General features: G+C 65.1%; 17 protein-coding genes. 13 read left to right on the plus strand and 4 right to left on the minus strand.

Annotated features, from left to right (window positions below):
* Positions 1–191: 191 nt before the first annotated feature.
* The 8 genes from BM125_RS05365 to prpC all read left to right on the plus strand — a co-directional run bounded on the left by BM125_RS05365 (position 192) and on the right by prpC (position 9130).
* Positions 192–1388: a pyridoxal phosphate-dependent aminotransferase gene (locus BM125_RS05365; RefSeq protein WP_092405684.1), complete on the plus strand. Its 1197-nt coding sequence runs from the start codon at positions 192–194 to the stop codon at positions 1386–1388.
* On the plus strand, positions 1385–1747 hold the full coding sequence (locus BM125_RS05370) for a glutaredoxin family protein (RefSeq protein WP_092405686.1): 363 nt from the start codon (positions 1385–1387) through the stop codon (positions 1745–1747). The genes BM125_RS05365 and BM125_RS05370 overlap by 4 nt, the downstream gene beginning before the upstream one ends.
* Positions 1748–1785: 38 nt before the next feature.
* Positions 1786–2772: a malate dehydrogenase gene (locus BM125_RS05375; RefSeq protein ID WP_092405688.1), complete on the plus strand. Its 987-nt coding sequence runs from the start codon at positions 1786–1788 to the stop codon at positions 2770–2772.
* 187 nt (positions 2773–2959) lie between these two features.
* Positions 2960–4123, plus strand: a complete 1164-nt coding sequence (gene nhaA, locus BM125_RS05380; protein ID WP_281243929.1) for a Na+/H+ antiporter NhaA — start codon at positions 2960–2962, stop codon at positions 4121–4123.
* 62 nt (positions 4124–4185) lie between these two features.
* A complete protein-coding gene (locus BM125_RS05385) occupies positions 4186–5880 on the plus strand; it encodes a hypothetical protein (protein ID WP_092405692.1) in 1695 nt (564 codons plus the stop codon).
* Positions 5881–6226: 346 nt separating this feature from the next.
* Positions 6227–7114 carry a methylisocitrate lyase gene (gene prpB / locus BM125_RS05390; RefSeq protein WP_092405694.1) on the plus strand — a complete coding sequence of 296 codons (888 nt, stop codon included), beginning with the start codon at positions 6227–6229 and terminating at the stop codon, positions 7112–7114.
* 45 nt (positions 7115–7159) lie between these two features.
* A complete protein-coding gene (locus tag BM125_RS05395; protein WP_092405696.1) occupies positions 7160–7786 on the plus strand; it encodes a DUF1003 domain-containing protein in 627 nt (208 codons plus the stop codon).
* A 195-nt stretch (positions 7787–7981) separates the two neighbouring features.
* Positions 7982–9130 (plus strand): bifunctional 2-methylcitrate synthase/citrate synthase, encoded by a 1149-nt coding sequence (gene prpC / locus BM125_RS05400; RefSeq protein WP_092405698.1) that lies wholly within the window; start codon positions 7982–7984, stop codon positions 9128–9130.
* A gap of 112 nt (positions 9131–9242) precedes the next feature.
* Here prpC and BM125_RS05405 read toward each other — a convergent pair whose 3' ends face one another.
* The 3 genes from BM125_RS05405 to BM125_RS05415 form a co-directional block, all read right to left on the minus strand.
* The gene (locus BM125_RS05405) at positions 9243–12170 is read right to left on the minus strand and encodes a WD40/YVTN/BNR-like repeat-containing protein (protein WP_092405700.1); all 2928 of its coding nucleotides are present in this window, start codon (positions 12168–12170) and stop codon (positions 9243–9245) included.
* 128 nt (positions 12171–12298) lie between these two features.
* Complete coding sequence (locus BM125_RS05410) at positions 12299–14317, minus strand: NADPH-dependent 2,4-dienoyl-CoA reductase (protein WP_092405702.1); 2019 nt, start codon at positions 14315–14317, stop codon at positions 12299–12301.
* Positions 14318–14420: 103 nt separating this feature from the next.
* Positions 14421–15713 (minus strand): PP2C family protein-serine/threonine phosphatase, encoded by a 1293-nt coding sequence (locus tag BM125_RS05415; protein WP_092405704.1) that lies wholly within the window; start codon positions 15711–15713, stop codon positions 14421–14423.
* Positions 15714–16181: 468 nt separating this feature from the next.
* Here BM125_RS05415 and BM125_RS05420 point away from each other — a divergent pair, with 468 nt between their 5' ends.
* Both BM125_RS05420 and BM125_RS05425 read left to right on the plus strand, forming a co-directional pair.
* Positions 16182–17633, plus strand: a complete 1452-nt coding sequence (locus BM125_RS05420) for a bifunctional 2-methylcitrate dehydratase/aconitate hydratase (protein ID WP_092405706.1) — start codon at positions 16182–16184, stop codon at positions 17631–17633.
* Positions 17634–17855: 222 nt separating this feature from the next.
* Positions 17856–18929, plus strand: a complete 1074-nt coding sequence (locus BM125_RS05425) for an OmpA family protein (RefSeq protein ID WP_245778803.1) — start codon at positions 17856–17858, stop codon at positions 18927–18929.
* A 222-nt stretch (positions 18930–19151) separates the two neighbouring features.
* Here BM125_RS05425 and BM125_RS05430 read toward each other — a convergent pair whose 3' ends face one another.
* Positions 19152–19952 carry an inositol monophosphatase family protein gene (locus BM125_RS05430; RefSeq protein ID WP_092405708.1) on the minus strand — a complete coding sequence of 267 codons (801 nt, stop codon included), beginning with the start codon at positions 19950–19952 and terminating at the stop codon, positions 19152–19154.
* Positions 19953–20178: 226 nt separating this feature from the next.
* On the opposite strand from BM125_RS05430, the gene BM125_RS05435 reads away from it, so the two are divergent.
* The 3 genes from BM125_RS05435 (at position 20179) to BM125_RS05445 (ending at position 22876) form a co-directional block, all read left to right on the plus strand.
* Positions 20179–20952, plus strand: coding sequence for an RNA methyltransferase (locus BM125_RS05435; protein WP_092405710.1), 774 nt, complete (start codon positions 20179–20181; stop codon positions 20950–20952).
* Between the two features lie 139 nt (positions 20953–21091).
* Positions 21092–21721, plus strand: coding sequence for a DUF47 domain-containing protein (locus tag BM125_RS05440; RefSeq protein ID WP_092405712.1), 630 nt, complete (start codon positions 21092–21094; stop codon positions 21719–21721).
* A 21-nt stretch (positions 21722–21742) separates the two neighbouring features.
* Positions 21743–22876 carry an inorganic phosphate transporter gene (locus tag BM125_RS05445; protein WP_092405714.1) on the plus strand — a complete coding sequence of 378 codons (1134 nt, stop codon included), beginning with the start codon at positions 21743–21745 and terminating at the stop codon, positions 22874–22876.

Here is a 22876-nt window from a genome sequence, read left to right on the forward strand (position 1 = left end):
TGGAGTTGCCGGCGCACTTTAGCCCGGTTGGCTCCTGATTTGCGCGGGAAGGCGAAATTTTCGGCTCGCCTCGATCGCGCGTCGTCGGAGATCCCGGCTGCGGGCGCCACGGCGCGCTGTGCCGGGCCATCGCTGTGCTAAAATTGCGTGCTGATCATCCATCCGTCCCAACACTCCTCCGAGGGATCTCCATGCCGCATCTCGCTGCGCGCATGAGCCGCGCGAAGCCCAGCGCGATCATGCTGATTGCCGAAAAGGCCAAGCAACTCAAGGCCGCCGGAAAGGACATCATCAGCTTCTCGATCGGCGTGCCGAATTTCCTCCCGGGCAAGCATGTCTATGCCGCGGCGCGCGAGGCGCTCGAGCGGGACAGCGGCCAATACGGCTCGAATCGCGGCCCGGACGCGCTGCTCGATGCGTTCCTCAGGCATCTCGAGGAAGGCGGCTTGAGCGGATACGGGCGCAAGAACGTCGCCACCGGCATCGGCGCCAAGCACATGCTCTACAACCTCGGCGAAGCGCTGCTCGACGCCGGCGACGTGATCGTGTTCCCCGTGCCGTACTGGACCACCTACCTCGACCTTGCCGAAATCCTCGATGCGAGGGCGCGCCTGCTGCCGTGCCCATCCGAGCAGAATTACAAGCTGACCCCGACTCAACTCGACGCGGCCCTGCCAGGCGCGAAGGTGTTCCTGTTCAACAACCCTTCGAACCCGACCGGCATGGTCTACACGAAGCACGAGATCGCCGCGCTGGCCGACGTGCTGGTGGGTCATCCCGATGTCTGGATCATCTGCGACGACATCTACAACCGCATGGTCTTCGATGGCGTCGGCTACCACAATTTCGTCAATGCGCGGCCGGAGCTGCGCGATCGGGTGATCCACGTCGACTCGATCTCCAAGACCTATGGCATGCCGGGCTGGCGCGTCGGCTTCATCGCGGGCCCCGAGAGCGTCGCCAATGCCATGGTCACGCTGAATTCCAACCACATCACCAATGTGCCCGAAGTGGTCAATGCCGCGGCCATCGCCGCACTGAGCGGGCCGCAGGACGTCACCATCGCCAAGAACGCCGAGTTCGCCGCGCGTCGCGACCAGGTCTACGATGCCCTGACCGCGATTCCGGGGGTGGTCTGCCCGCGGCCGCAGGGCGCGTTTTACGCGTTCCCGAACATCTCCTGCGCATTCGGCAAGTCGCATGGCGGCAAGGTCATCAACAACGACGTCGATTTCTGCAGCCTGCTGCTCGAAGCCAAGGGCGTGGCCTGCGTTCCGGGCAGCGCCTTCGGCGATCCGCTGGCCCTGCGCATTTCCTACACCTGCCCGGCCGAACAGCTCGCCCCGGGACTGCAGCGCTTCCGGGAATTCTTCGACGAGCTGACATGATGCGACTGGCCCGCGCCCAGCGTTCGATCGGTCTGGTCCTGGCTCTTGCGGGCCTGTCGGCCTGTTCGCAGGAAGTGGACATCGGCGCGCTGCGAAGCGAGATAGGCGATACGCCGGTGGTCATGCTGTCGACCTCGACCTGCGGCTACTGCAAGCGCCTGCGCGCCGACCTGCACCAATGGGGCGTCGCCTTCGATGATCTCGACGTCGAATCGAACGACCGCGGATACGCCGCCTACCGTGAAGTCAATGGACGCGGCGTGCCGATCCTCGTGATCGGCGATACCGTGCTGCATGGCTATTCGCCGGAACGATCGCGCGCACTCCTGGTTGCGGCCAATCTGCTGCCCGATTCCTGAACTCCTTCTCCACCCCAGACTCTTGCGAGGTTGATGCAATGAAAGCTCCCGTCCGTGTTGCCGTGACCGGCGCCGCCGGCCAGATCGGCTACGCCTTGTTGTTCCGTATCGCGGCCGGCGACATGCTCGGTCCCGACCAGCCGGTGATCCTGCATCTGCTCGAAATCACGCCGGCGCTGCCTGCGCTGCAGGGCGTGGTCATGGAACTCAACGACTGCGCCTTCCCGACCCTGCACGGCGTGGTCGCCACCGATGACGTCAATGTGGCATTCAAGGATGTCGACTACGCCTTGTTGGTCGGTGCGCGCCCGCGCGGACCGGGCATGGAGCGCAAGGACCTGCTCGAGGCCAATGGCGCGATCTTCGGCCCGCAGGGCAGGGCGATCAACGACCACGCCAAGCGTGACGTGCGCGTGCTCGTGGTCGGCAATCCGGCCAATACGAACGCGCTGATCGCGCAGCAGAATGCCCCCGATCTCGCCCCAACCTGCTTCACGGCGATGGTACGCCTCGACCACAACCGCGCGATCAGCCAGCTCGCCGAAAAGACCGGTGCGCTGAATACCGACATCGCGAAGGTGACGATCTGGGGCAACCACAGCTCGACCCAGTATCCGGATCTGCACCAGACCACGGTCAAGGGCAAGCCGGCGCTGTCGCTGGTCGACCAGGCCTGGTACGCCGACACCTTCATTCCGCTCGTGCAGCAGCGCGGCGCGGCGATCATCAAGGCGCGCGGCGCGTCTTCCGCCGCCTCGGCCGCCTCGGCGGCGATCGACCACATGCGCGACTGGACCCACGGAACCGCCGAGGGCGACTGGGTCTCGATGGGCATTCCGTCGGATGGCTCCTATGGGGTCAAGCCCGGCGTGATCTTCGGCTATCCGGTCACGGTCAGGAACGGAAAGTATTCGATCGTGCAGGGGCTCGAGATCAACGCGTTCTCGCAGGCCCGGATCGATGCCACCGACCAGGAACTGCGCGAGGAGCGCGCCGCCGTGGAGGCCTTGTTCGCGAAGAAATAGTGCGGCTGCATCAAGACCGATGATTCCCCATTGCCGGGGATCGTCGGTTGCAGGTTCTTGACCCGCGCCGCTGCCACCTGAGCATCAGTCGTCGGCGCCTGGTGACGTCGACCCAGCGAGGAGCTTCCCTATCAGCAAGCGACGTTTTCCGGCGGTCAAGGCGCCGATCATCCGCAAGCCACTGATCATCGTCAGCGACTTCATGCGCGGCGAGGCGGCGGGTGGATTCGTCCTCATGGCCGCGGCCGCACTGGCCCTGATCGTCGCCAACTCGCCGTTATCGGAACTCTACTTCGAATCCCTGCACGCCAAGCTCGGCGGGATGAGCGTGCTGCACTGGATCAATGATGGCCTGATGGTCATCTTCTTCCTGCTGGTCGGGCTCGAGATCAAGCGCGAGATGCTGGTCGGCCAGCTTTCGAGCTGGCCACGGCGCGCCCTGCCGGGCATCGGCGCGCTCGGCGGCATGATCGTGCCGGCGCTGATCTATGTCACCTTCAATCGCAACGACCCCGCGGCGTTGCGCGGCTGGGCCATACCGACCGCGACCGACATCGCCTTCGCGCTCGGTGTGCTGTCCATGCTCGGCAAGCGCGTGCCGATATCGATCAAGGTTTTCCTGACCGCGCTGGCGATCATCGATGACCTCGGCGCGGTGGTCATCATCGCGCTGTTCTACACCAACGAGCTTTCGGTGCTCTACCTTTCACTGGCGGTGGCGGTGATCGCCTTGCTGGTAATCCTCAACCGTAGCGGCGTGCGCAGCCTGTGGCCCTACATGGTGCTCGGTTCGGTGCTCTGGTTCCTGGTCCTGCGCTCCGGCGTGCATGCGACGATCGCCGGCGTGGCCCTGGCCTTGACGGTGCCCTTGCGCATGAAGGGCGATGTCCGCGAGGCGCCCTTGAACGTACTCGAGAATTCGCTGCAGCGCGTCGTCCCGTTCCTGATCATCCCGCTGTTCGGGTTCGCCAACGCCGGGCTCTCGTTCGCGGGCCTGACGGTCGCCCACCTGGTCGAGCCCCTGACCCTTGGCGTGGCCCTCGGCCTGCTATGCGGAAAGATCATCGGCGTGTTCGGGTTTTCCAGTCTCGCCATCCGCTGCGGTATTGCGCGCCTGCCGCAGGACTCGAGCTGGATCCAGCTCGGCGGCGTTTCGCTGTTGTGCGGCATCGGTTTTACCATGAGCCTGTTCATCGGACTGCTCGCATTTGCCCATCACCCGGTCCTGCAGGGCGAGGTCAAGGTCGGCATTCTGGGTGGGTCGTTGCTGGCCGGCATCGGCGGCTATATTGTCCTGAGGCTGGCGCGGTCTACGCCGACCGCCAAAGAGAAGGCCGATCCATCGCCCTGAGCCGGGCTGCTCCGCGCACCGATGTCCGCTGCAATCATTGCCCTGGTCTGGAGACCGTGAACATGAATGCCACGATTCGACGTGCCGCTGGTGTGATCCTGCTGGTCGCACCGCTCCTCCTCTGGCAAGGCTCCGCCGGGGCACATGATCCGACGGGCGGGGATGCGCATACCGGACCCTCGCCCAGCGCTGGCCTCGGCGCGCTGATATTCCCGACCTCGGCCGGCAATGCGAAGGCCCAGGCAGCCTTCGAACGCGGCGCCCTGTTGCTGCATCTGTTCGAATACGACGATGCGGCGGCGGCCTTCCAGCAGGCGCAATCGTTGCAGCCCGACTATGTGATGGCGGTCTGGGGCGAGGCGATGACGCACAACCATCCGCTCTGGAACCAGCTCGATGAGAAGGCCGGGCGCGAAGCGCTGGCCAAGCTCGGCGCGACGTCGGCCGAGCGGGCGGTGAAGGCAACGGATCCGCGCGAGCGGGATTATCTGGCCGCGGTCGAGATCCTCTACTCCGGAGATGCCAGCAAGGTCGAGCGCGACGCGCGCTATGCGGAGGCCATGCAAAAGCTGGCGGCGCGCTACCCCGATGACAACCAGGCACAGCTGTTCCATGCGCTGGCCCTGGAGGGCCGCAGCGAGGGCGTGCGCAACGTCCCGGATTATCTCCGCGCTGCGGAAATCGCAAAGCGCGTGTTCGACCGGAATCCGAAGAATCCCGGGGCCGCGCACTACTGGATCCACGGCATGGACGATCCGGAGCATGCCAGTGGCGCGCTGGAGGCCGCTCGGGCTCTTTCGAAGATCGCGCCCGATGCCGGCCATGCCCAGCACATGACCTCGCACATCTTCATTGCCCTGGGCCTCTGGGACGATCTCGTCAAGGCCAATGAAGAGGCCTCTCGCGTCGTCTACGCGCACGCGCGGGCGGCGGGCAAGCCCGAGGTTCGCTGCTTCCACTACAACGAGTGGCTCGAATACGGATACTTCCAGCAGGGCCGCTCCGACGACGCCCTCAAGCTGCTGCTGGAATGCAAGCGCAGTGGCGATGCCGCACTGCCGAAAATCAGCGACAGCAAGGAGGCAAAAAAGGTCGCCGCGCGTTTCGGCTGGTCGCTGCCGATGATGCGCGCGACCGCTGTTATCGAATCGCGCGACTGGGACGGCGCGGCCGTGCGCCTGGCCATGCCGGAATCCGCCGATGCGCAGGCGCAGGCGTTGAACCGGTTTGTCGTCGGTTATGCGGCTGCGCAACAGGGAGAGCTTGCCGAGGCGGAGCGGTCACTCAAGGCGCTCGACGACCAGCTCGGCACGACCACGCGCAGTGTCGACGATCCGCAGCTTTTCGATTACCTGCACATCATGCGTGACGACCTCGCCGGCCTGATCGCGGCAAGGCGCGGCGACATGGCGTTGGCCGTGGAGCTCGTTCGCGGCGCCGCCATGCGCATGGACGGACTGGCCTTCGATTTCGGTCCGCCGGTTGCGGTGAAACCGCCGCACGAACTGCTCGGTGAACTGCTGCTCGCCGACGACAAGCCGGCAGCGGCGGCCGAGGCCTTCAGCGGCTCGCTCAGGCTGGCGCCGCTGCGCGCGCAGTCGCTGCTCGGCCTCGCTCGTGCGCAGGCGGCGATGGGCCAGTCAAAGGAGGCGAGGGCCACCTACACGAAGTTGCTCGAAATCTGGCATGCGGCGGAGCGCGGCCAGTTCGGTCTCGACGAGGCGCGGAATTACCTCGCGGCCGAGCGCAAAGGATAGACGGAGGGTCGGCGCGAGCGCGGCTGTCGGCTCAGTCGCGCCGCGATCTGCAAGCAGGCCGGGCCAGGGCGGTGGGCGGCCGGTGCGCCCGGTTGTCTGCAGGCATGGCAACGTCAGTATGCCGCAGCCGTGTCTGGAAGAATCAGGATTTCCGACTCGCCGATCGTCCGCGGGCAGGGTGCGCGACGCAGCTACCGAGGCCATTGACCTTTCCCGTTATCCGCAACCTCGTCAGGGGCTCTCGAACGCGCCGGGCCGCCTCGACGGCAAAATCCCGTTTCCGTGGTCATCCAGGCCAACCGGCCCGCCCGGCTGGGTTAAAATGCCGGCTTTTCCGGGAGATTCCATGAGCGAGTCCGGTTCCGCTGGGGCGCGTTTCCGCGCCGCGATTGCCGAAGAGCACCCCTTGCAGGTGATCGGCACGATCAACGCCAATCACGCCTTGCTCGCGCGTCGCGCCGGTTACCGCGCCATCTACCTGTCTGGCGGCGGCGTGGCCGCCGGCTCGCTGGGCATGCCCGATCTGGGCATCAACACACTCGACGACGTGCTCATCGATGTGCGGCGCATCACCGATGTCTGCGACCTGCCCTTGCTGGTCGACATCGATACCGGGTTCGGGCCCAGCGCGTTCAATATCGCACGCACGATCAAGTCGCTGATCAAGGCCGGTGCAGCTGCCTGCCATATCGAGGACCAGATCGGCGCCAAGCGTTGCGGACACCGACCCGGCAAGGAGATCGTCAGCGCCGGCGAGATGGCCGATCGGGTCAAGGCCGCCGCCGATGCGAAGACCGATCCCGGATTCTTCCTGATTGCACGCACCGATGCGATCCAGGTCGAAGGAGTCGATGCCGCGATCGAGCGCGCGATGGCCTGCGTCGAAGCGGGAGCAGACGGCATCTTCGCGGAAGCCGCCTACGACCTGCCGACCTACCAGCGCTTCGTCGATGCGGTGAAGGTGCCGGTGCTGGCCAATATCACCGAGTTCGGCAAGACGCCACTGTTCACGCGCGAGGAACTGGCGTCGGTCGGGGTCGCCATCCAGTTGTTCCCGCTGTCCGCGTTCCGGGCCATGAACAGGGCGGCCGAGAATGTCTACGAATCGATTCGCCGCGACGGCCACCAGAAAAACGTCGTCGGCACGATGCAGACCCGCGAAGAGCTGTACGAGCGCATCGGCTATCACGAGTTCGAGCGGCACCTCGATGAGCTGTTCGCAAAGAAGGGCTGAGTCGATGGCGAGCGCGGGCGTTGCCAGACCTGCGATCCGGTGGCCATGAACAAGCCGCATACCGGCAGGTCGTTCAGCGCCGCGCGCGTTGATCCACGGCAGACGGCGCACAAGCTGCTGCGCGCCGAAATCGAGAGGCTGCCGGCCGACGAACGTGCGGTCATCGAACGATTCATTGCCCGCCGCAGCGTCTCGCGCAACATGGTGCGCGAGTTCGAAGCCAGCCTGAGTTTTGGCGAACGACTCTCCGACCGGGTCGCCGCAGTCGGCGGTACCTGGACCTTCATCATCGTCTTTCTGGTCGTGCTGGTCGCCTGGATGGCGCTGAACAGCTATCTGCTGGTCGGCAAGTCCTTCGACCCATACCCCTACATCCTGCTGAACCTCTGCCTTTCCTGTGTCGCCGCAATCCAGGCGCCGATCATCATGATGAGCCAGAATCGGGCGAGCGCCGCGGACCGCATGCACGCGCAGCACGACTACGAAGTCAACGTGAAGTCCGAACTCGAGATCATGCAGGTGCACGAGAAGCTCGACGAGATGCGCGAGCGCGACTGGGCAGCACTGGTCGACGCGCAGAACCGGCAGATCGAGTTGCTGCAGCAGTTGCTGGAGCGGATCACCGGCATCGGCCCGTCCTCGGCGCACGAATCCGGAGAGGATCCCCCATGACCGCCTGCCTGCCTGGGTACGCATCAGCGTCCCTCCCGTTCGTGCCGGCGAAGCACCACAGGCATGGGGGAAAGCCGGATCTGGCGGCCATCGACCCGATTCCGGTCGAGTCCGATTGAAGAATCCTTTTCGGACTGACCCCGATTCCACTCAAAGAACCGGCGACACAAGTGCCGGAATCCAACGGAGAAACCCATGAGCGAACCTGCGACCCCCTTCAAGCCCAAGAAATCCGTGGCCCTGTCCGGAGTTGCTGCTGGCAATACCGCGCTGTGCACGGTGGGCCGCAGTGGCAACGACCTGCATTATCGCGGCTACGACATCCTCGATGTCGCCACTACCTGCGAGTTCGAGGAGATCGCCCACCTGCTCGTGCACGGCAAGCTACCGACGCGCGCCGAACTGGTCGCCTACAAGAACAAGCTGCGCTCGCTGCGCGGCATCCCGGCGGCCTTGAAGGCGGCACTGGAACAGTTACCGGCGTCGACCCATCCGATGGATGTCATGCGCACCGGCGTTTCGGTGCTCGGCTGCCTGTTGCCCGAGAAGGACGACCACAACCACCCCGGTGCGCGCGACATCGCCGATCGCCTGATGGCCTCGCTCGGCTCGGTGCTGCTGTACTGGCATCACTTCGCGGTCAACGGCAGGCGCATCGATGTCGAGACCGACGACGATTCGATCGGCGGACATTTCCTGCATTTGTTGCACGGGACGCGACCGGGCGAACTGTGGACGCGCGCCATGCATACCTCGCTGATCCTGTATGCCGAGCACGAGTTCAATGCATCGACCTTCGCCGCGCGTGTCATCGCCGGCACCGGCAGCGACATGTATTCGAGCATCGCCGGCGGCATCGGCGCCCTGCGCGGCCCCAAGCACGGCGGCGCCAACGAAGTCGCGTTCGAGATCCAGAAGCGCTATGAGACCCCTGACCAGGCCGAGGCGGACATCCGCGAACGGGTCGAGCGCAAGGAAGTCGTGATCGGCTTCGGTCATCCGGTCTATACCGTGAGCGATCCGCGCAACAAGGTGATCAAGGAGGTCGCCCGCGAACTGTCGGCCGCGCAGGACAACATGAAGATGTTCGACATCGCCGAACGGCTTGAATCGACGATGTGGGAAATCAAGAAGATGTTCCCGAATCTCGACTGGTTCAGTGCGGTGAGCTACCACATGATGGGCGTGCCGACCGCGATGTTCACGCCGCTGTTCGTGATTTCGCGCACGGCCGGCTGGAGCGCGCACGTGATCGAACAGCGCATGGACGGCAAGATCATCCGCCCGAGCGCGAACTACACCGGTCCCGAGGACCTCGAGTTCGTACCGATCGACAAACGCTGATCGTCCCACGCGCTGACTGGAAAGGCCGCGTAGTGCGCGGCCTTTCTGCAGCGGACCGGGTCGAAAATGCTGATGCCCTCGACGGGCAGGATGCGGGGGCGCAGATCCCGCCTCACTCGAATCCGCTGCCGAAGATGACGTCGGGCAGGTTGCCCGGTCCGCCGACGAACAGGATGTCGTTCGAATCGTTGCGGTAGTTGCCCTGGCGCAGGGCGTCCACGGACAGCTCCCAGGTTTCGCCATCGATGCGCTGGGCGCCGGCGAACGTGTACCAGCCGAAGGTCGCGGCATTGCCCGGGATGCGGGGTCCGTAGTTTCGCCAGATCCAGTTCGAGTCGAAGCTGGCGCCATGGAAGGTCACGCGGACCTTGGCGAAGCTGCAGTTCGGCAGCGAGAAGCTGACCAGGCCCCAGGGCGCATGACTGTCCGCGGCCCCGATCGGGTCGGGCGGGTACAGGCTGGCCTGCAGGCTCGTGCTGTCGTTGAGTTGGGTGCAGCCACCGGACTCGGGAACGATCGCGACGGTCACCTGCACGATCGAGCCCTCGGCAGTCGCAGTTCCCGTTTGGACAGAGCTGCCCGGTGCGGAGATCGAAGCCACCGAAGTCTGGCTGGAGTCTTGGGTTCCGTCGCCGTTGCCATCGCCACCGAGTACGCCGTTCTCCACCGTCGATGGAGAGCCATCCGAATCCGGATCGGCGGCAGCCGTGTAGTCCCAGATGCCTGCGTTGGTGCCGACGAGTATGCGCGCCGGTGCGCCCGGACTGCGCGCCGGAAGGGCCAGCGACGTTGCGCTGTCCGCCGGCAGGCCAATGCTGATCGAGTTCCAGCTGGCGCCGCCGTTGGTCGTCACGAATACGCCGCCAGGGTTGGCACCATCACCGCCTGTGCCGGCGTATACGGTATCGCCGGTCGGGTCCATCGGATCGATGAATAGCGCTCGCACATCCTGGCCGGCGATGCCCGTGCTGGATTCGGACCAGTTGGCGCCGCCGTCGACCGTCTTGTAGACCCGGCCGATCGTGGTGGCGGAGTAGAAATTGATGACACCGGCGTAAAGGACCAGCGGGTTGGCCGGATTGATGGCCAGAGCCAGCACGTCGTACTGCGAACTGGACGGCGAGAGGATATGCGGCAGGCCATTGCTGGAGTGGACCCAGGTCGCGCCGCCGTCGGTCGACTTGAACACGCCATTGGCGATGGTCGGTTCGGCGGCTCCCGCCACGCCGGCACTGTAGGCGAGGAAGCTGCCGGCGTAGAGGGTCTGCGTGTTCGAGGGGTCGAATACCAGCGGGACGATTCCGCCCATGTAGGCGTAGTTGAAGGCACCTGTCGGCCCGAGGTCCTGGGGCAGGGGCAGACCGCTTTCCGAAGCGGCCCAGAGTGCGCCGGCGTTGGTGCTCTTGTAGATACGTGCCGAGCGATAAGGCAGCCCGGCTGCGCCGAGATCGGGCCGGCCACTGCCTGCGGCAAACAGGGTCTGCAACGGACCGCTGCCGATCGGACAGGGTCCGCTCGGCGGGGGAACGGCGCAGGATCTCGGGTCCGGTACGATCGTGCGGACCGTGCCCATGTCGCGCACGCCATTGACCACGGCAATACCGTTGTCGATGGTCGTCCAGCTGCTGCCGGCGTTGGTGCTCTTGTAGATGCCGCCATCCTTGCTGGCGAGGGTCGGAATGCGTTCCGAGCGTCCGGCGGCATAGACCGTGAAGTTCTCGGCGGTCAGCAGGTCGTTGTCGACCGTGGTCGGATCGATGGCGATGGTGCGGATCTGCTCGGCGTTCAAGCCGCTCAGGGACGGCGCCCACGAACTGCCGCCATCGGATGACTTGTAGATCGCGTTCGAAGTCGTGAATGAATCGCCGACACCGGCCAGGATGATTGCGCCGGCCGGGTTGGTATCCAGCGGATGGGTCGCCAAGGCGCGGATGTTGACCGATTCGTAGCCGTTGTTGATCGTGCTCCAGGCGGTGCCGCCGTTGGTCGAGCGGAACAGGCCGCCATCAACCGTGCCGGCCCAGAGCGTCGGCGTTGCCGGGAAGGCCGGGTGGATGGCCAGCGCGCCAGCCTGCACGGGGTCGACTCCGTTCACGCTGAGACCATTGCTGGCCGTCCAGGACGTCCAGACCGGGGTGTTGACGTCCGCGGCGAAATGCACGCCATTGTTGCTGCAGGCGACGAACACCGACAGCGGGTTCAGCGGGTCCGGCATGATCGCGCGGAACTGTCCGCATCCCGCGCCCGATGTGGGCAGGGAGACGGGGCTCCAGGTCGTGCCACCGTTGCTGCTTGTGGCGGCGTTGAAACCGTCGCCGACGTACAGGCGCAGCGGATCCGTCGGCGAAGTGACCAGCACGTTGACCCCGTACACATCGGCGGGCTGGGCGGCCAGCGGTGCCCAGGTAGCGCCTCCGTCAGTACTCTTGAGCAACGCAGCGCCCCCGAAAAAAGCGGGATCCGTGTACTGCAGACCCAAATAGAGCGAACCATCGGCAGCGAACACGATCTTGCTGAACTGTGCCGCCGTGCCGCCGGCGCCGGGTCCGGTCCAGGTGCCGCCCCCATTGGTCGATACATAGGCCCCCGAAGACGTCGCCATGGCAATGCTGTTGGTCGTGCCGCGGCGCAGCGACACATCGTAGATGGAACCGCCCGCCGGCAACGGTGTGCTCAGGGGCACCCAGAGATCGCCGCCGTTTCCGGAACGGAACAACTGGTAGAAGCTGGAGAGGTAGAGCACCGGCGCGCTGGTGCCGACGCTCAACGATTGCACGTACAGCGCCTCGGGCAGGCCGACCTCGATGCGCTGCCAGCTGGTGCCCGAGCTCAGGCTGCGGAACAGGCCGCCGCGACCGGCCGCGAACACGGTGCTCGGCGAAGGCTCGTAGACCGACAGCGTGCTATTGGATCCGCCATACGGCCCGGCGGTGGACCAGCTGCCGACAGCGGCGCTGGCGGTTCCGCCGGAGATGGCAAGAAGGCAGACCGTGAAGCCGCCAATCAGGTAAAGGCCCTTGTGCGCAGACGCGATCATCATGACGATCCCCGGGTCGTGGACGCTTCACTCTAGAAGGCGCAGCGAAACCAGATGGAGACACGGTCGACGGTCAAAACGTGACGCAGTCGACACTCCTCATTGGATCACGGCTTCACGTTTCCCGTCTTTCAGAGCGCGACCGCAAGCCGGGTTCCCTGGTCTATGGCACGCTTGGCATCGAGCTCGGCGGCGACATCGGCGCCGCCAATGACATGGGTCGTCACGCCTGCCGCGATCAGCTCGTCGGCCAGCCCTCGGTTGGGTTCCTGGCCTGCGCAGACGACCACGTTGTCGACTTCCAGAAGCTGCGGCTTGCCGCCGATACGGATGTGCAGCCCGGCGTCGTCGACGCGCTCGTAGCTGACGCCGCCGAGCATCTGCACGCGCTTGGCCTTGAGCGTGGCGCGGTGGACCCAGCCGGAGGTCTTGTTCAAGCGCGCACCGAGGCGGCCTTCGGTCCTCTGCAGCAACCAGACTTCGCGCTCGGGCTTTTCGGGACGCGCCTGGACCAGGCCGCCGCGATGCTCAACGTCCAGGTCCACGCCCCATTCCGTCATCCAGCGCTTCACATCGGTCGTTGGCGACGGAGCATCCTCGACCAGGAACTCGCCGACATCGAAGCCGATGCCGCCGGCACCGATGACGGCCACGCGTTTGCCGACCGGCTTGTTGTCGCGCAGCACGTCGAGATAACTCAAGACCTTCGGGTGGTCGCTGCCCGGAATGCGCAGGGCGCGCGGAGTGACTCCAGTGGCGACGATCACGGCATCGAATCCGGCCTCGGCCAGGGCGCCGGCGGTGGCGCGTGTACCAAGCCGCAAATCGACTCCGGTATCGGCGATGCGGTTGCCGAAGTAGCGCAGGGTTTCGTGGAACTCTTCCTTGCCCGGAATGCGCTTGGCCATGTTGAACTGGCCGCCAATCTCGCCGGCTTGGTCGAACAGGGTGACCGTATGGCCGCGCTCGGCCAGGGTCGTGGCGGCGGCCAGCCCGGCCGGTCCGGCGCCGATCACGGCATAACGCCCCGGCTTCGGGCTGGGGCTGATGATCAGCTCGGTCTCGTGGCAGGCGCGCGGATTGACCAGGCAGGTCGCGTGGCGGTTCTCGAATACGTGGTCGAGGCAGGCCTGGTTGCAGGCGATGCAGGTATTGATGCGGTCGGCCTTGCCGTTGCGGGCCTTGTTCACCCAGTCGGGATCTGCGAGCAAAGGGCGCGCCATCGAGACCATGTCGGCATCGCCGCGGGCGAGAACCTGTTCTGCCACCTCCGGCATGTTGATCCGGTTGGTCGTGATCAGGGGCAGCGAAACCTCGCGCTTGAGCTTGGCGGTGACGCTGGTGAACGCGGCCCGCGGCACCGAAGTGACGATGGTCGGAATGCGCGCCTCATGCCAACCGATGCCGGTGTTGATCAGGGTCGCCCCGACTGCCTCGATGGCCTTGGCCAGGGTCACGATCTCTTCCCAGCTCTGCGCGTTGTCGACCAGGTCGAGCATCGAGAGTCGGTAGATGATGATGAAGTCGCGACCGACCGCGGCGCGCGTGCGGCGAACGATCTCGATCGGGAAACGCATGCGCTTTTCCGCGCTGCCGCCCCAGTCGTCGCTGCGCGTGTTGGTGCGCGCCGTCACGAACTGGTTGATCAGGTAACCTTCCGAACCCATGATCTCGACGCCGTCGTAGCCGGCGTCCTGGGCCAGTTTCGCGCAGTTGACGAAATCGCCGATGGTGCGCTCGACGCCGCGTGTCGAAAGCGCGCGCGGCTGGAACGGCGTGATCGGCGACTTGATCCTGGACGCGCCGACCGAAAGCGGATGATACGAGTAGCGGCCACCATGCAGGATCTGCATGCAGATGCGCCCGCCTTCGGCGTGCGTTGCGGCGGTGATCTTGCGATGGCGGCCGACATGCCAGGGCAGGGTCAGGCGGCCATCGAACGGCTTCAGCCAGCCCTCGATGCTCGGCGCGATGCCGCCGGTGACCATCAGGGCGACGCCGCCGCGGGCACGCTCGGCGAAATAGGCCGCGAGCCGGTCGAAGTTGCGCGCACGTTCCTCGAGTCCGGTATGCATCGACCCCATCAGGACGCGATTGGGCAGGGTCGTGAAGCCGAGGTCGAGCGGCGCAAGCAGGTGCGGGTAGTCCATCGGGCGGTCCGGAATTCAAACGAGCGTTCAAGATGCCTGCAAGCGCGCCGGGCGGCAAGCGCGAGATGACGCTCATTGGCACCGGGGAATGCGGACGCTTGGGTCAGGCCGTGACCCGGAGCACGATCAGGGTCTGGTCGTCAACGCCGATCGCACCGCCCTGGTGCTCGAACAAGGCCGAGCGAAGGCTTTCGAGCAGGGCCGCAGAATCTTCCGGACCCGCCGCGACCAGGGACTGCAGGCGCGTTGCCCCGAACGGTTCGCCGCGGCGGTCGCGGGCTTCGATGATGCCGTCCGTGTACAGCACGAAGAGATCGCCGGGGTTGGCCACGAAATGATGGTTGACCCATTCGTGGTCGCGCAGGACGCCGAGCGGGATTTGGGTATCCGCACCGCGCTCGATGACGCGCGAGCCCTGGCGGTGGAGCAGCGGCGGGTGTCCGGCAGACACATACGTCGCGCGACGCAGGTCGGGTCGATAGAGCAGGGCGAGAGCGGTCAGGAAATGGTGGCGTGTCCGGCGGGAAAAGAAATAGCGATTGGCATAGGTCAGGGCGCCTGCCGGCCCGGCCTCCTCGCTGCCCTGGTAGGTGCGCAGGATCGCATCGAACTGGACCGCCTCCATGGCCGCTGCCGCGCCGTGTCCGGAGACGTCGGCGAGTGTCACCACCCAGATGTCGTATCGGTCGCGCTGGAAATCCACGGGTGCATGGCGGGTCAGGCTGACCAGGTCGTAGTAATCGCCCGCTGCCGTTTCGGCCGGCTGCCAATGGATCGCGTAGTCGAGGCCGAGGATCGGCGGATTGTCGGGAAGCAGTTGGCGTTGCACATCGGCGAGGCCCTCGATGGCCTGGCGCTGGCGCGAACTTTGGTCGCGAAGGGCGCGCGTGGACAGCGGGCGCACGATCAGGCTGGCAGCCAGGTTGACCTCGATCAGCAGCGCATCCAGAGCGATGTCGTCGAACGGCGCCGGATCGCCGCTGCCGAATACCAGCCAGTGGGCGACTTCGCCGTTGTTGACGATCGGCACACCAAGCAGGCCATGCGGCGAGAACAGGGCGAGCGCGAATGGCAGCCTCGACTCGGTCCCTGTGGGGCTGATCCGGCGCGGCTCGAGGCCACCGAGCAGCCGGTTGGCCAGGGCATCGTCGAACAGGGGCAGCTCCGAATTCAGCCCGAACGGATCGGTGTTCGGCACATGCTCGCGTCCGTCCGCCGCGATCGATCCGGCCAGTCGGCACTGCCCGGGCGGCAGGCCGCGAACGAGCACCAGGGCCAGCGAGCAGGGGCCGAACTTCAGGGCAAAATGGCGGTGCAGCACGCGCAAGGCCGCGGCCGAGTCCTCGTCGAATCGGCTCAGTTCGAGAACGCTCTCCAGCAAGGTCGGCTTCGGCACGGCTCAGGGCATCCACGAGGTCAAGGCATTCTGCCTGCCCCGCTCCGGAGCGCAAGGGAGGGTCTGATCAAGTAGCAAAGTCGTCATGGCGTTCAGAAGGTTTTCCACATGGGCCGCGTGGCGAAGTGAAGGCTGGTTGCCTTGACGAGGCGCGCGGTGCATGTGGGGAGCGTTCTGGACGCCACCTTTACAGCATCCAATCACTCAGTCAGGCGACCCCTGCCTGCGCGCGGATCCTTGTTGCGTCGACTTGAAGGACGGCCAGCCTGTCTGCGTCGACCCGTCGCGATCTGCACACAGGCCGGCATCCTGACGACTTTGCTACTTGATCAGACCCTCCCAGGGGAAGCGGCATGCAAGGGCACGGGAGCGTTCGGCGATCGGGCCGGGCATCTGGCAGAATAGGCGGCTGCGCAATCCGCTCACTGGCGGACAGCGAACTCCTTCCCACACGAACGGAAATACCCCATGTCCGGACATGACATCCGCTCGGCCGCAAGGCCGGAACCCGACCAGCCCATGGTCGACATCGCCAACTATGTGGCTGACTACGTCATCGATTCGAGCGAAGCCTACGAGACCGCGGGCAACATGCTGCTCGATTCGCTGGCGACGTCGATGCTGGCCATGAAGTTTCCGGATTGCGTCAAGCATCTCGGTCCGGTCGTGCCGGGCGCGGTGTTGCCGGGCGGCGCGCGCGTCCCCGGTACGAGTCACGAGCTCGATCCGGTCCAGGCCGCATTCGCCATCGGCACGCAGATCCGCTGGCTCGACTTCAACGACACCTGGCTGGCCGCCGAATGGGGCCATCCCTCGGACAATCTCGGTGCCATCCTCGCCGTCGCCGACTATCTGTCGAGAAAGGCCGAGCGCGAGGGCGGCAAGCCGCTGACCGTGCGCGATGTCCTGACCTGGGCCATCAAGGCGCACGAGATCCAGGGCTGCTATGCGCTGAAGAACAGTTTCAACCGGGTCGGCCTCGACCACGTCATCCTCGTGCGCCTGGCCTCGACCGCGGTCGTCACCGCCATGCTCGGCGGCACCCGGGAACAGATCGTCACCGCCATCTCGCACAGCTGGATCGACAATGGCGTGTTGCGCACCTACCGGCATGCGCCGAACACCGGACCGCGCAAGAGCTGGGCGGCCGGCGATGCCTGCCGCCGCGCCGTCATCCATGCGCTCAATGCGGTCGAAAAGAATGTCGTCGGCTACCCGTCGGCGCTGACCGCCAAAACCTGGGGTTTCTACGACGTCGCGTTCAAGGGCAAGGCCTTCGAATTCGAGCGGCCGTTCGGCAGCTACGTCATGGAAAACGTGCTGTTCAAGATCAGTTTCCCGGCCGAGTTCCACGCCCAGACCGCGGTCGAGTGCGCGATGCGCCTGCACGATTCGGTGGCGGGCCGGATTGAGGCGATCGAGCGCATCGAGATCGAGACCCAGGAAGCCGGCGTACGCATCATCGACAAGACCGGTCCGCTGGCCAACTACGCCGACCGCGACCACTGCATCCAGTACATGGTCGCGGTGCCGCTCATCTTTGGCCGTCTCGTCGCCGACGACTACAACGACGATGTCGCCGCCGACCCGCGCATCGATGCGCTGCGCGCAAAGATGACGGTCAAGGAAAATCCGCAGTTCACCCGCGACTATTTCGACCCCGACAAGCGCTATATCGGCAATTCGCTGCAGGTCTTCTTCAAGGATGGTTCGAGCACCGACAAGGTTTCGATCGATTACCCGATCGGCCACCGCAAGCGCCGCGCCGAAGGCATTCCGGTGTTGCTGAGGAAGTTCGAATCGGCCATTCGCGCCCAATTGCCCGAGGCGCGCGTGGCCAAGATCCTGGCGGCCAGCAGGGACAGAGGGCAGTTCGAGTCCATGCCAATCCACGAATTGATGGCGCTCTTCGCGATCTGAATTGACCAGGTCTTAACATGCGGTTCATGCGCGGATTGTATAACATATTGATTTTAAAGCGATGTGGTGGCGCGGATCCGTCAAAATTAAACTGGAAGAGATTGTTAATATCCTGTTGTTATGGGGGCGATTCATCGTAAGATAGCGGCCAACATGGTGTTCGCAGTCCGAGACGCACTGTGACGGTTGATTTTGGATCAAACAAATAAAGAGGAATCTGCAATGATCAAACACAAGGCTTTGAGTGCGCTGATCGCCGTCGCAATGTTGGGCGGTGGTGTGTCCGCCGCACATGCGCAAGATGGAAGCTGGTATCTCGCTCCGCGCATCGGTGTCGTCTTTCCGGACAGCAACCGTGGTACCGATTCCTCGCTTTACACCGGTCTCGGTATCGGCTGGTGGGTGTCGCCGAATTTTGCCGTTGACGCCGAGTGGGCGCTCAACGATGCGGATTTCGAGGACAACGGATTCCGTGCGGGCCGCGAGTGGGAGTCGGTCAGCCTCGGCGTGACCGGACGCTGGTTCTTCGGCGATCAGGGTTCGGCATGGCGTCCGTACATCCTGGGCGGTCTCGGCACGGTCCGTCACGCCGCCTACTCCGGCACGGTGCAGGAGAGCGGCTGGGATCCGATGGCCACCGTGGGTGGTGGTGTGCAGTACAACTTCAACGAGCGTGTCGCACTGCGCGCGGAACTTGCGGCGCGTTACGATCACGACAACAACAGCCTGCGCGGACAGGTTGACGACTACGGCATCCAGGCCGAGAACCACAACCATTTCGTCGATGGGATCGCGTCGGTTGGCCTGACCATTGGTTTCGGCGGAAGTGCTCCGGCCGAGCCGGAACCGGCTGTGACCCCGCCGCCGCCGCCGCCGCCGGAAGCCGCTCCGGAAGAGCCGGCCCCGACGCCGGTCGTCATCGACCTGCGTGGCGTCAACTTCAAGTTCGACCGTCCGCGTTCGAACGAGAAGGACATCACCCCGTCGCTGCAGGAGCCGACCGCGGATTCGATCGCGATCCTCGACCAGGCCGTCGACGTGCTGACCCGCAACCCGAACGTCCGCGTTGAACTCGACGGCCACACCGACTCGATCGGCACCGACGCGTACAACCAGGGTCTCTCGGAGCGCCGCGCCCAGATCGTCTATGACTACCTGACCTCGCATGGCGTCAGCGCCAGCCAGATCACGGGAGTCAAGGGCTTCGGCGAAAGCCGTCCGATCGACACCAACGACACCAAGGAAGGCCGTGCGCGCAACCGCCGCACCGAGCTTGCCGTGGAAGGTCAGCAGTAAGATCTGACGCAGCAACCGCGTCATGAAAAAGCCCGGCGCGAGCCGGGCTTTTTCTTTGGTGCACCCGCCAGGAGGCACCTGCCTGCAAGCGTCACTCGAGAACCGCCTTACGCGGAAACGCACGCACGGTGGTTTTGGAGGGGGCGGAGTATTCGGGCTTGCTAAGCGATCCGCAGATTTGCGGTCGCGGCTGGTGCGGGCTTGCCCGGCGCGCCGGGCGAATCAGCGGGCCAGCGCCGGCGTCACATGCGGCGCAATGCTCTTGACCATGGCATCGGCAACCTTGTGGCCTCCGGCGATGATGTTGCCGTTTTCCGGTATGCCATCGCGACCGACGAAATCGCAGTAGCGTCCCCCGGCCTCCCGCACGAGCAGGCAGCCGGCCGCCATGTCCCACGGCTTCAGGCCGATTTCGTAGTAGCCATCCAGGCGTCCGTTGGCCACGTAGGCCAGGTCCAGCGCCGCCGAGCCGGTGCGGCGGATATCTTCTGCGTCGCCAAGCAGGGCGCGGGTCATATCGAGCTGCGCATCGAGATGCGCGCGCTGGCGGAACGGGAAGCCGGTGGCCAACAAGGCGCCGCCAAGGTCGTTGCGCGAACTGGCGCGGATGCGGCGATCGTTGAGATAGGCTCCGTCGCCGCGGCTTGCGGTGAAAAGCTCGTCGCGAAGCGGGTCGTAGACGACGGCATGCATCGGCTCGCCATTCTCCAGCATGCCGATGGATACGCAGAAATGGGGGAAGCCGCGCAGGTAGTTGTGGGTGCCGTCGAGCGGATCGATGACCCAGACATGCTTGCCCTTGCCTTGCGCACCGGATTCCTCGGCGAGGATCGCGTGGCCGGGAAAGGCTCGCCGGAGCTCGCGTATGATCTCGGCCTCGGCCGCGCGATCCACCTCCGAGGCAAAATCCATGCGCTGCTTCTCGACGATGGCCAAACCGTCGATGCGGTTCATGTAGCGCAGGATGATCTGGCCTGCGGCACGCGCGGCGCGCACCGCCACGTTCACTGCGGGTCTGGGCATGGGTTGTCCATCGGAAGTCGGATGAGAAAGAACATGGCGACACGATCGAAGCGCGCGCGGCGCGGAAGGGTACCAAATCCGCCGACATGCCGCCAAACTTGAGAGGGACAGGGTCGCCCGGATCGTGCCATTCGGCCGCTGCGGCCCGCATCCCATTGGCCTGGCAGGCCTTCAAACATGGAATTTCCGGCGGAAAACGGCCGGGACTCGATCTAGGGCGTTATCGATGACTGAACTGGCGAAATCCGATCCGGGCCTGCAGCGCGTGCGCTTCGTGCTCTGCAACACCTCGCATCCGGGAAACATCGGCAGTGCGGCGAGAGCAATACGGACCATGGGGTTCAGGCGCTTGTCGCTGGTTGCCCCGGCCCAGTTCCCGCACATCGATGCCCACGTCCTCGCCGCCGGAGCCGATGATGTGCTCGAGGCTGCCGGGCAATTCGACACCCTGCAGGGTGCCATCGCCGATTGCAGTCTGGTGCTCGGCGCCACGGCGCGCCAGCGCGGCGTGGCCTTGCCCGAGTATTCCCCGCGCGAGAGCGCCACCCGGGTGCTGGAAGCCGCCGCCGAAGGCCGCGAAGTCGCCGTGGTCTTCGGCAACGAGCGTTCCGGCCTGAGCAATGACGAAATCAAGCTCTGCCATGCTGCCGTGCATATTCCGGCTGACCCTTCGTATTCCTCGCTGAATCTGTCGCAAGCCGTGCAGGTACTGGCCTATGAACTGCGCATGGCGACCCTGGCCGGAACACCGTCGCGCACGGGCAACAGCGATCCGCCGGCGACGACCGCCGAGCTCGAGGGCTTCTTCGACCACCTGGCCACGGCCCTGCGCGAGATCGATTTCCACAAGGGCCGATCGGAACGCACGATCATGCAGCGCCTGCGCAGGCTGTTCCTGCGTGCCAGCCCCGACCAGCGCGAACTGCGGGTACTGCGCGGCATACTTGCCGACGTGCAGCGCATGGCGCGACTGGCATCGGACAAACGGCCGGCGGAATGAAGCGAACGACCCGCGCAAGGGGCGGCCATGGCTGTCTCGAATCCGTAACAATGCTGTAACATCCCTCGCGCGCCGGTCCCGTTGGGGTGCGATCGGCGTTTGCGCTGACGTATTCGTCCATCCGGACCCGGAGTGGCCCATGTTTTCGTTGCAAACGATCTTTGGCAAGGGCGACAGGTTCTACGGCCTGCTCGAGGCGAGCGCCGATGCCGCGCGCCTGAGCGCGCGGGCCTTGCGCAGCATGTTGGCCGAGGAAGCGCAGGTGCCGGCCCTCGACCAGTTCCGCGTGGCGCGCAAGCGCGAGAAGGACCTGTTCGCGCAGATCAACCTGGAACTGGTCAACACGTTCGTGACCGCGCTGGAGCGCGAGGACATCGAGGCCCTGGCCGGCGCCCTTTACAAGATTCCGAAGACGGTCGAGAAATTCGCCGAGCGCCACGCGTTGTTCGCGGAGCGCCTGGTCGACATCGACTACAGCCCGCAGGCGGCCATGCTCGAGCGTGCCTGCGATGTCATCGTCAGCATGGTCGGCGAGCTGCGCGGCGGCATCAAGCTCGATGTCATGCATGCGCTCAACGAGCGCATGCAGTCGATCGAGTCCGAAGCCGATCGCCTGCTCCTCGAGCTTTACCACCACGTGTTCACGGATGAAACAGACGCGGCGCGCCTGATGGTGCGCAAGGACCTGTTCGAACTGCTCGAGAAGGCGATCGATCGCTGCCGTGATGCCGGCAACGTGATCTACCACATCGCCCTGAAGAATTCCTGAGCGGACTGGCGAGGATATCCCGTGAGCCTTGGCCTGGTCCTGCTGGTGATCACCGTCGCGCTGGTATTCGAGTACATCAACGGATTCCACGACACCGCCAACTCGATCGCCACGGTCGTCGCGACCAAGGTGCTGAGTCCCGGGCAGGCGGTCCTGCTGGCTGCCACGACCAACCTGATCGGCGCGCTCTGGGGCACCGCGGTGGCCAAGACCATCGCTTCGGGCCTGGTCGATGCGGGCGTCGTCGCGGTGACTCCTCAGGTCCTGATCTGTGCCCTGCTTGGTGCGATCATCTGGGACCTGATCACCTGGTGGTGGGGATTGCCTTCGAGTTCTTCGCACGCCCTGGTCGGTGGCCTTTGTGGCGCCGCGCTGGCGGCATCGAACGACAACTGGTCCTCGATCATCTGGTGGCAGGGAGGCGAGCATTGGTGGCAAGGCAAGGGCCTGCTGCCCAAGGTCGTGATGCCGATGTTCAGTTCGCCGCTGCTCGGGTTCGTGCTCGGCTTTGCCATCATGGGCCTCATTTTCGCCGGGGTCAGCTTCCTCGGTTCCCGCAATGGGCCGGTCCAGAAGCTGGGCAGGCCGCGGTTTCTGAATGGTTTCTTCGGCAAGGCGCAAATCGTGTCGGCCAGCGCGATGGGCCTTTCCCATGGCATGAACGACGCCCAGAAAACCATGGGCATCATCGCCTTGGCCCTGGTCGGGGCGACTTCGGCCGGCAGCCTGGACGACATTCCCGGCTGGCTTTCATTCCTGCGCATCGAGGAAAGTGCCGACAGCCAGTTTGCGATCGCGACCTGGATCAAGGTGCTTTGCGCGCTCACGATGGCCGCCGGCACGGCCGCTGGCGGCTGGCGCATCATCCGCACCCTCGGTCACAAGCTGGTCAAGCTGCATCCGGTGAACGGTTTCGCCGCCGAGACCGCGTCGGCCAGCGTCATCCTGGCCGCCTCGCATTTCGGCATTCCGGTGTCGACCACGCACAACATTTCGTCGGCCATCATGGGTGTCGGCGCGGCCAAGCGCTTTTCGGCGATCAAGTGGACCGTCGTCGAGCGCATGGTCTGGGCGTGGATCCTGACCATACCGATTGCCGCGCTGCTGGCCTGGTTGCTGGTGCGCCTGCTGCAGGCATTGAATCTGGCCGCCTGA

This window comes from Dokdonella immobilis (assembly GCF_900115085.1).
Lineage (GTDB): Bacteria > Pseudomonadota > Gammaproteobacteria > Xanthomonadales > Rhodanobacteraceae > Dokdonella > Dokdonella immobilis.

Bases quoted from the DNA above. Each gene is read 5' to 3' on its own strand.
- BM125_RS05365 (WP_092405684.1), top strand. From the start codon at position 192: ATGCCGCATCTCGCTGCGCGCATGAGCCGCGCGAAGCCCAGCGCGATC.
- BM125_RS05370 (WP_092405686.1), top strand. From the start codon at position 1,385: ATGATGCGACTGGCCCGCGCCCAGCGTTCGATCGGTCTGGTCCTGGCT.
- BM125_RS05375 (WP_092405688.1), top strand. From the start codon at position 1,786: ATGAAAGCTCCCGTCCGTGTTGCCGTGACCGGCGCCGCCGGCCAGATC.
- BM125_RS05385 (WP_092405692.1), top strand. From the start codon at position 4,186: ATGAATGCCACGATTCGACGTGCCGCTGGTGTGATCCTGCTGGTCGCA.
- prpB (WP_092405694.1), top strand. From the start codon at position 6,227: ATGAGCGAGTCCGGTTCCGCTGGGGCGCGTTTCCGCGCCGCGATTGCC.
- BM125_RS05395 (WP_092405696.1), top strand. From the start codon at position 7,160: ATGAACAAGCCGCATACCGGCAGGTCGTTCAGCGCCGCGCGCGTTGAT.
- prpC (WP_092405698.1), top strand. From the start codon at position 7,982: ATGAGCGAACCTGCGACCCCCTTCAAGCCCAAGAAATCCGTGGCCCTG.
- BM125_RS05405 (WP_092405700.1), bottom strand. From the start codon at position 12,170: ATGATGATCGCGTCTGCGCACAAGGGCCTTTACCTGATTGGCGGCTTC.
- BM125_RS05410 (WP_092405702.1), bottom strand. From the start codon at position 14,317: ATGGACTACCCGCACCTGCTTGCGCCGCTCGACCTCGGCTTCACGACC.
- BM125_RS05420 (WP_092405706.1), top strand. From the start codon at position 16,182: ATGTCCGGACATGACATCCGCTCGGCCGCAAGGCCGGAACCCGACCAG.
- BM125_RS05425 (WP_245778803.1), top strand. From the start codon at position 17,856: ATGATCAAACACAAGGCTTTGAGTGCGCTGATCGCCGTCGCAATGTTG.
- BM125_RS05430 (WP_092405708.1), bottom strand. From the start codon at position 19,952: ATGCCCAGACCCGCAGTGAACGTGGCGGTGCGCGCCGCGCGTGCCGCA.
- BM125_RS05435 (WP_092405710.1), top strand. From the start codon at position 20,179: ATGACTGAACTGGCGAAATCCGATCCGGGCCTGCAGCGCGTGCGCTTC.
- BM125_RS05440 (WP_092405712.1), top strand. From the start codon at position 21,092: ATGTTTTCGTTGCAAACGATCTTTGGCAAGGGCGACAGGTTCTACGGC.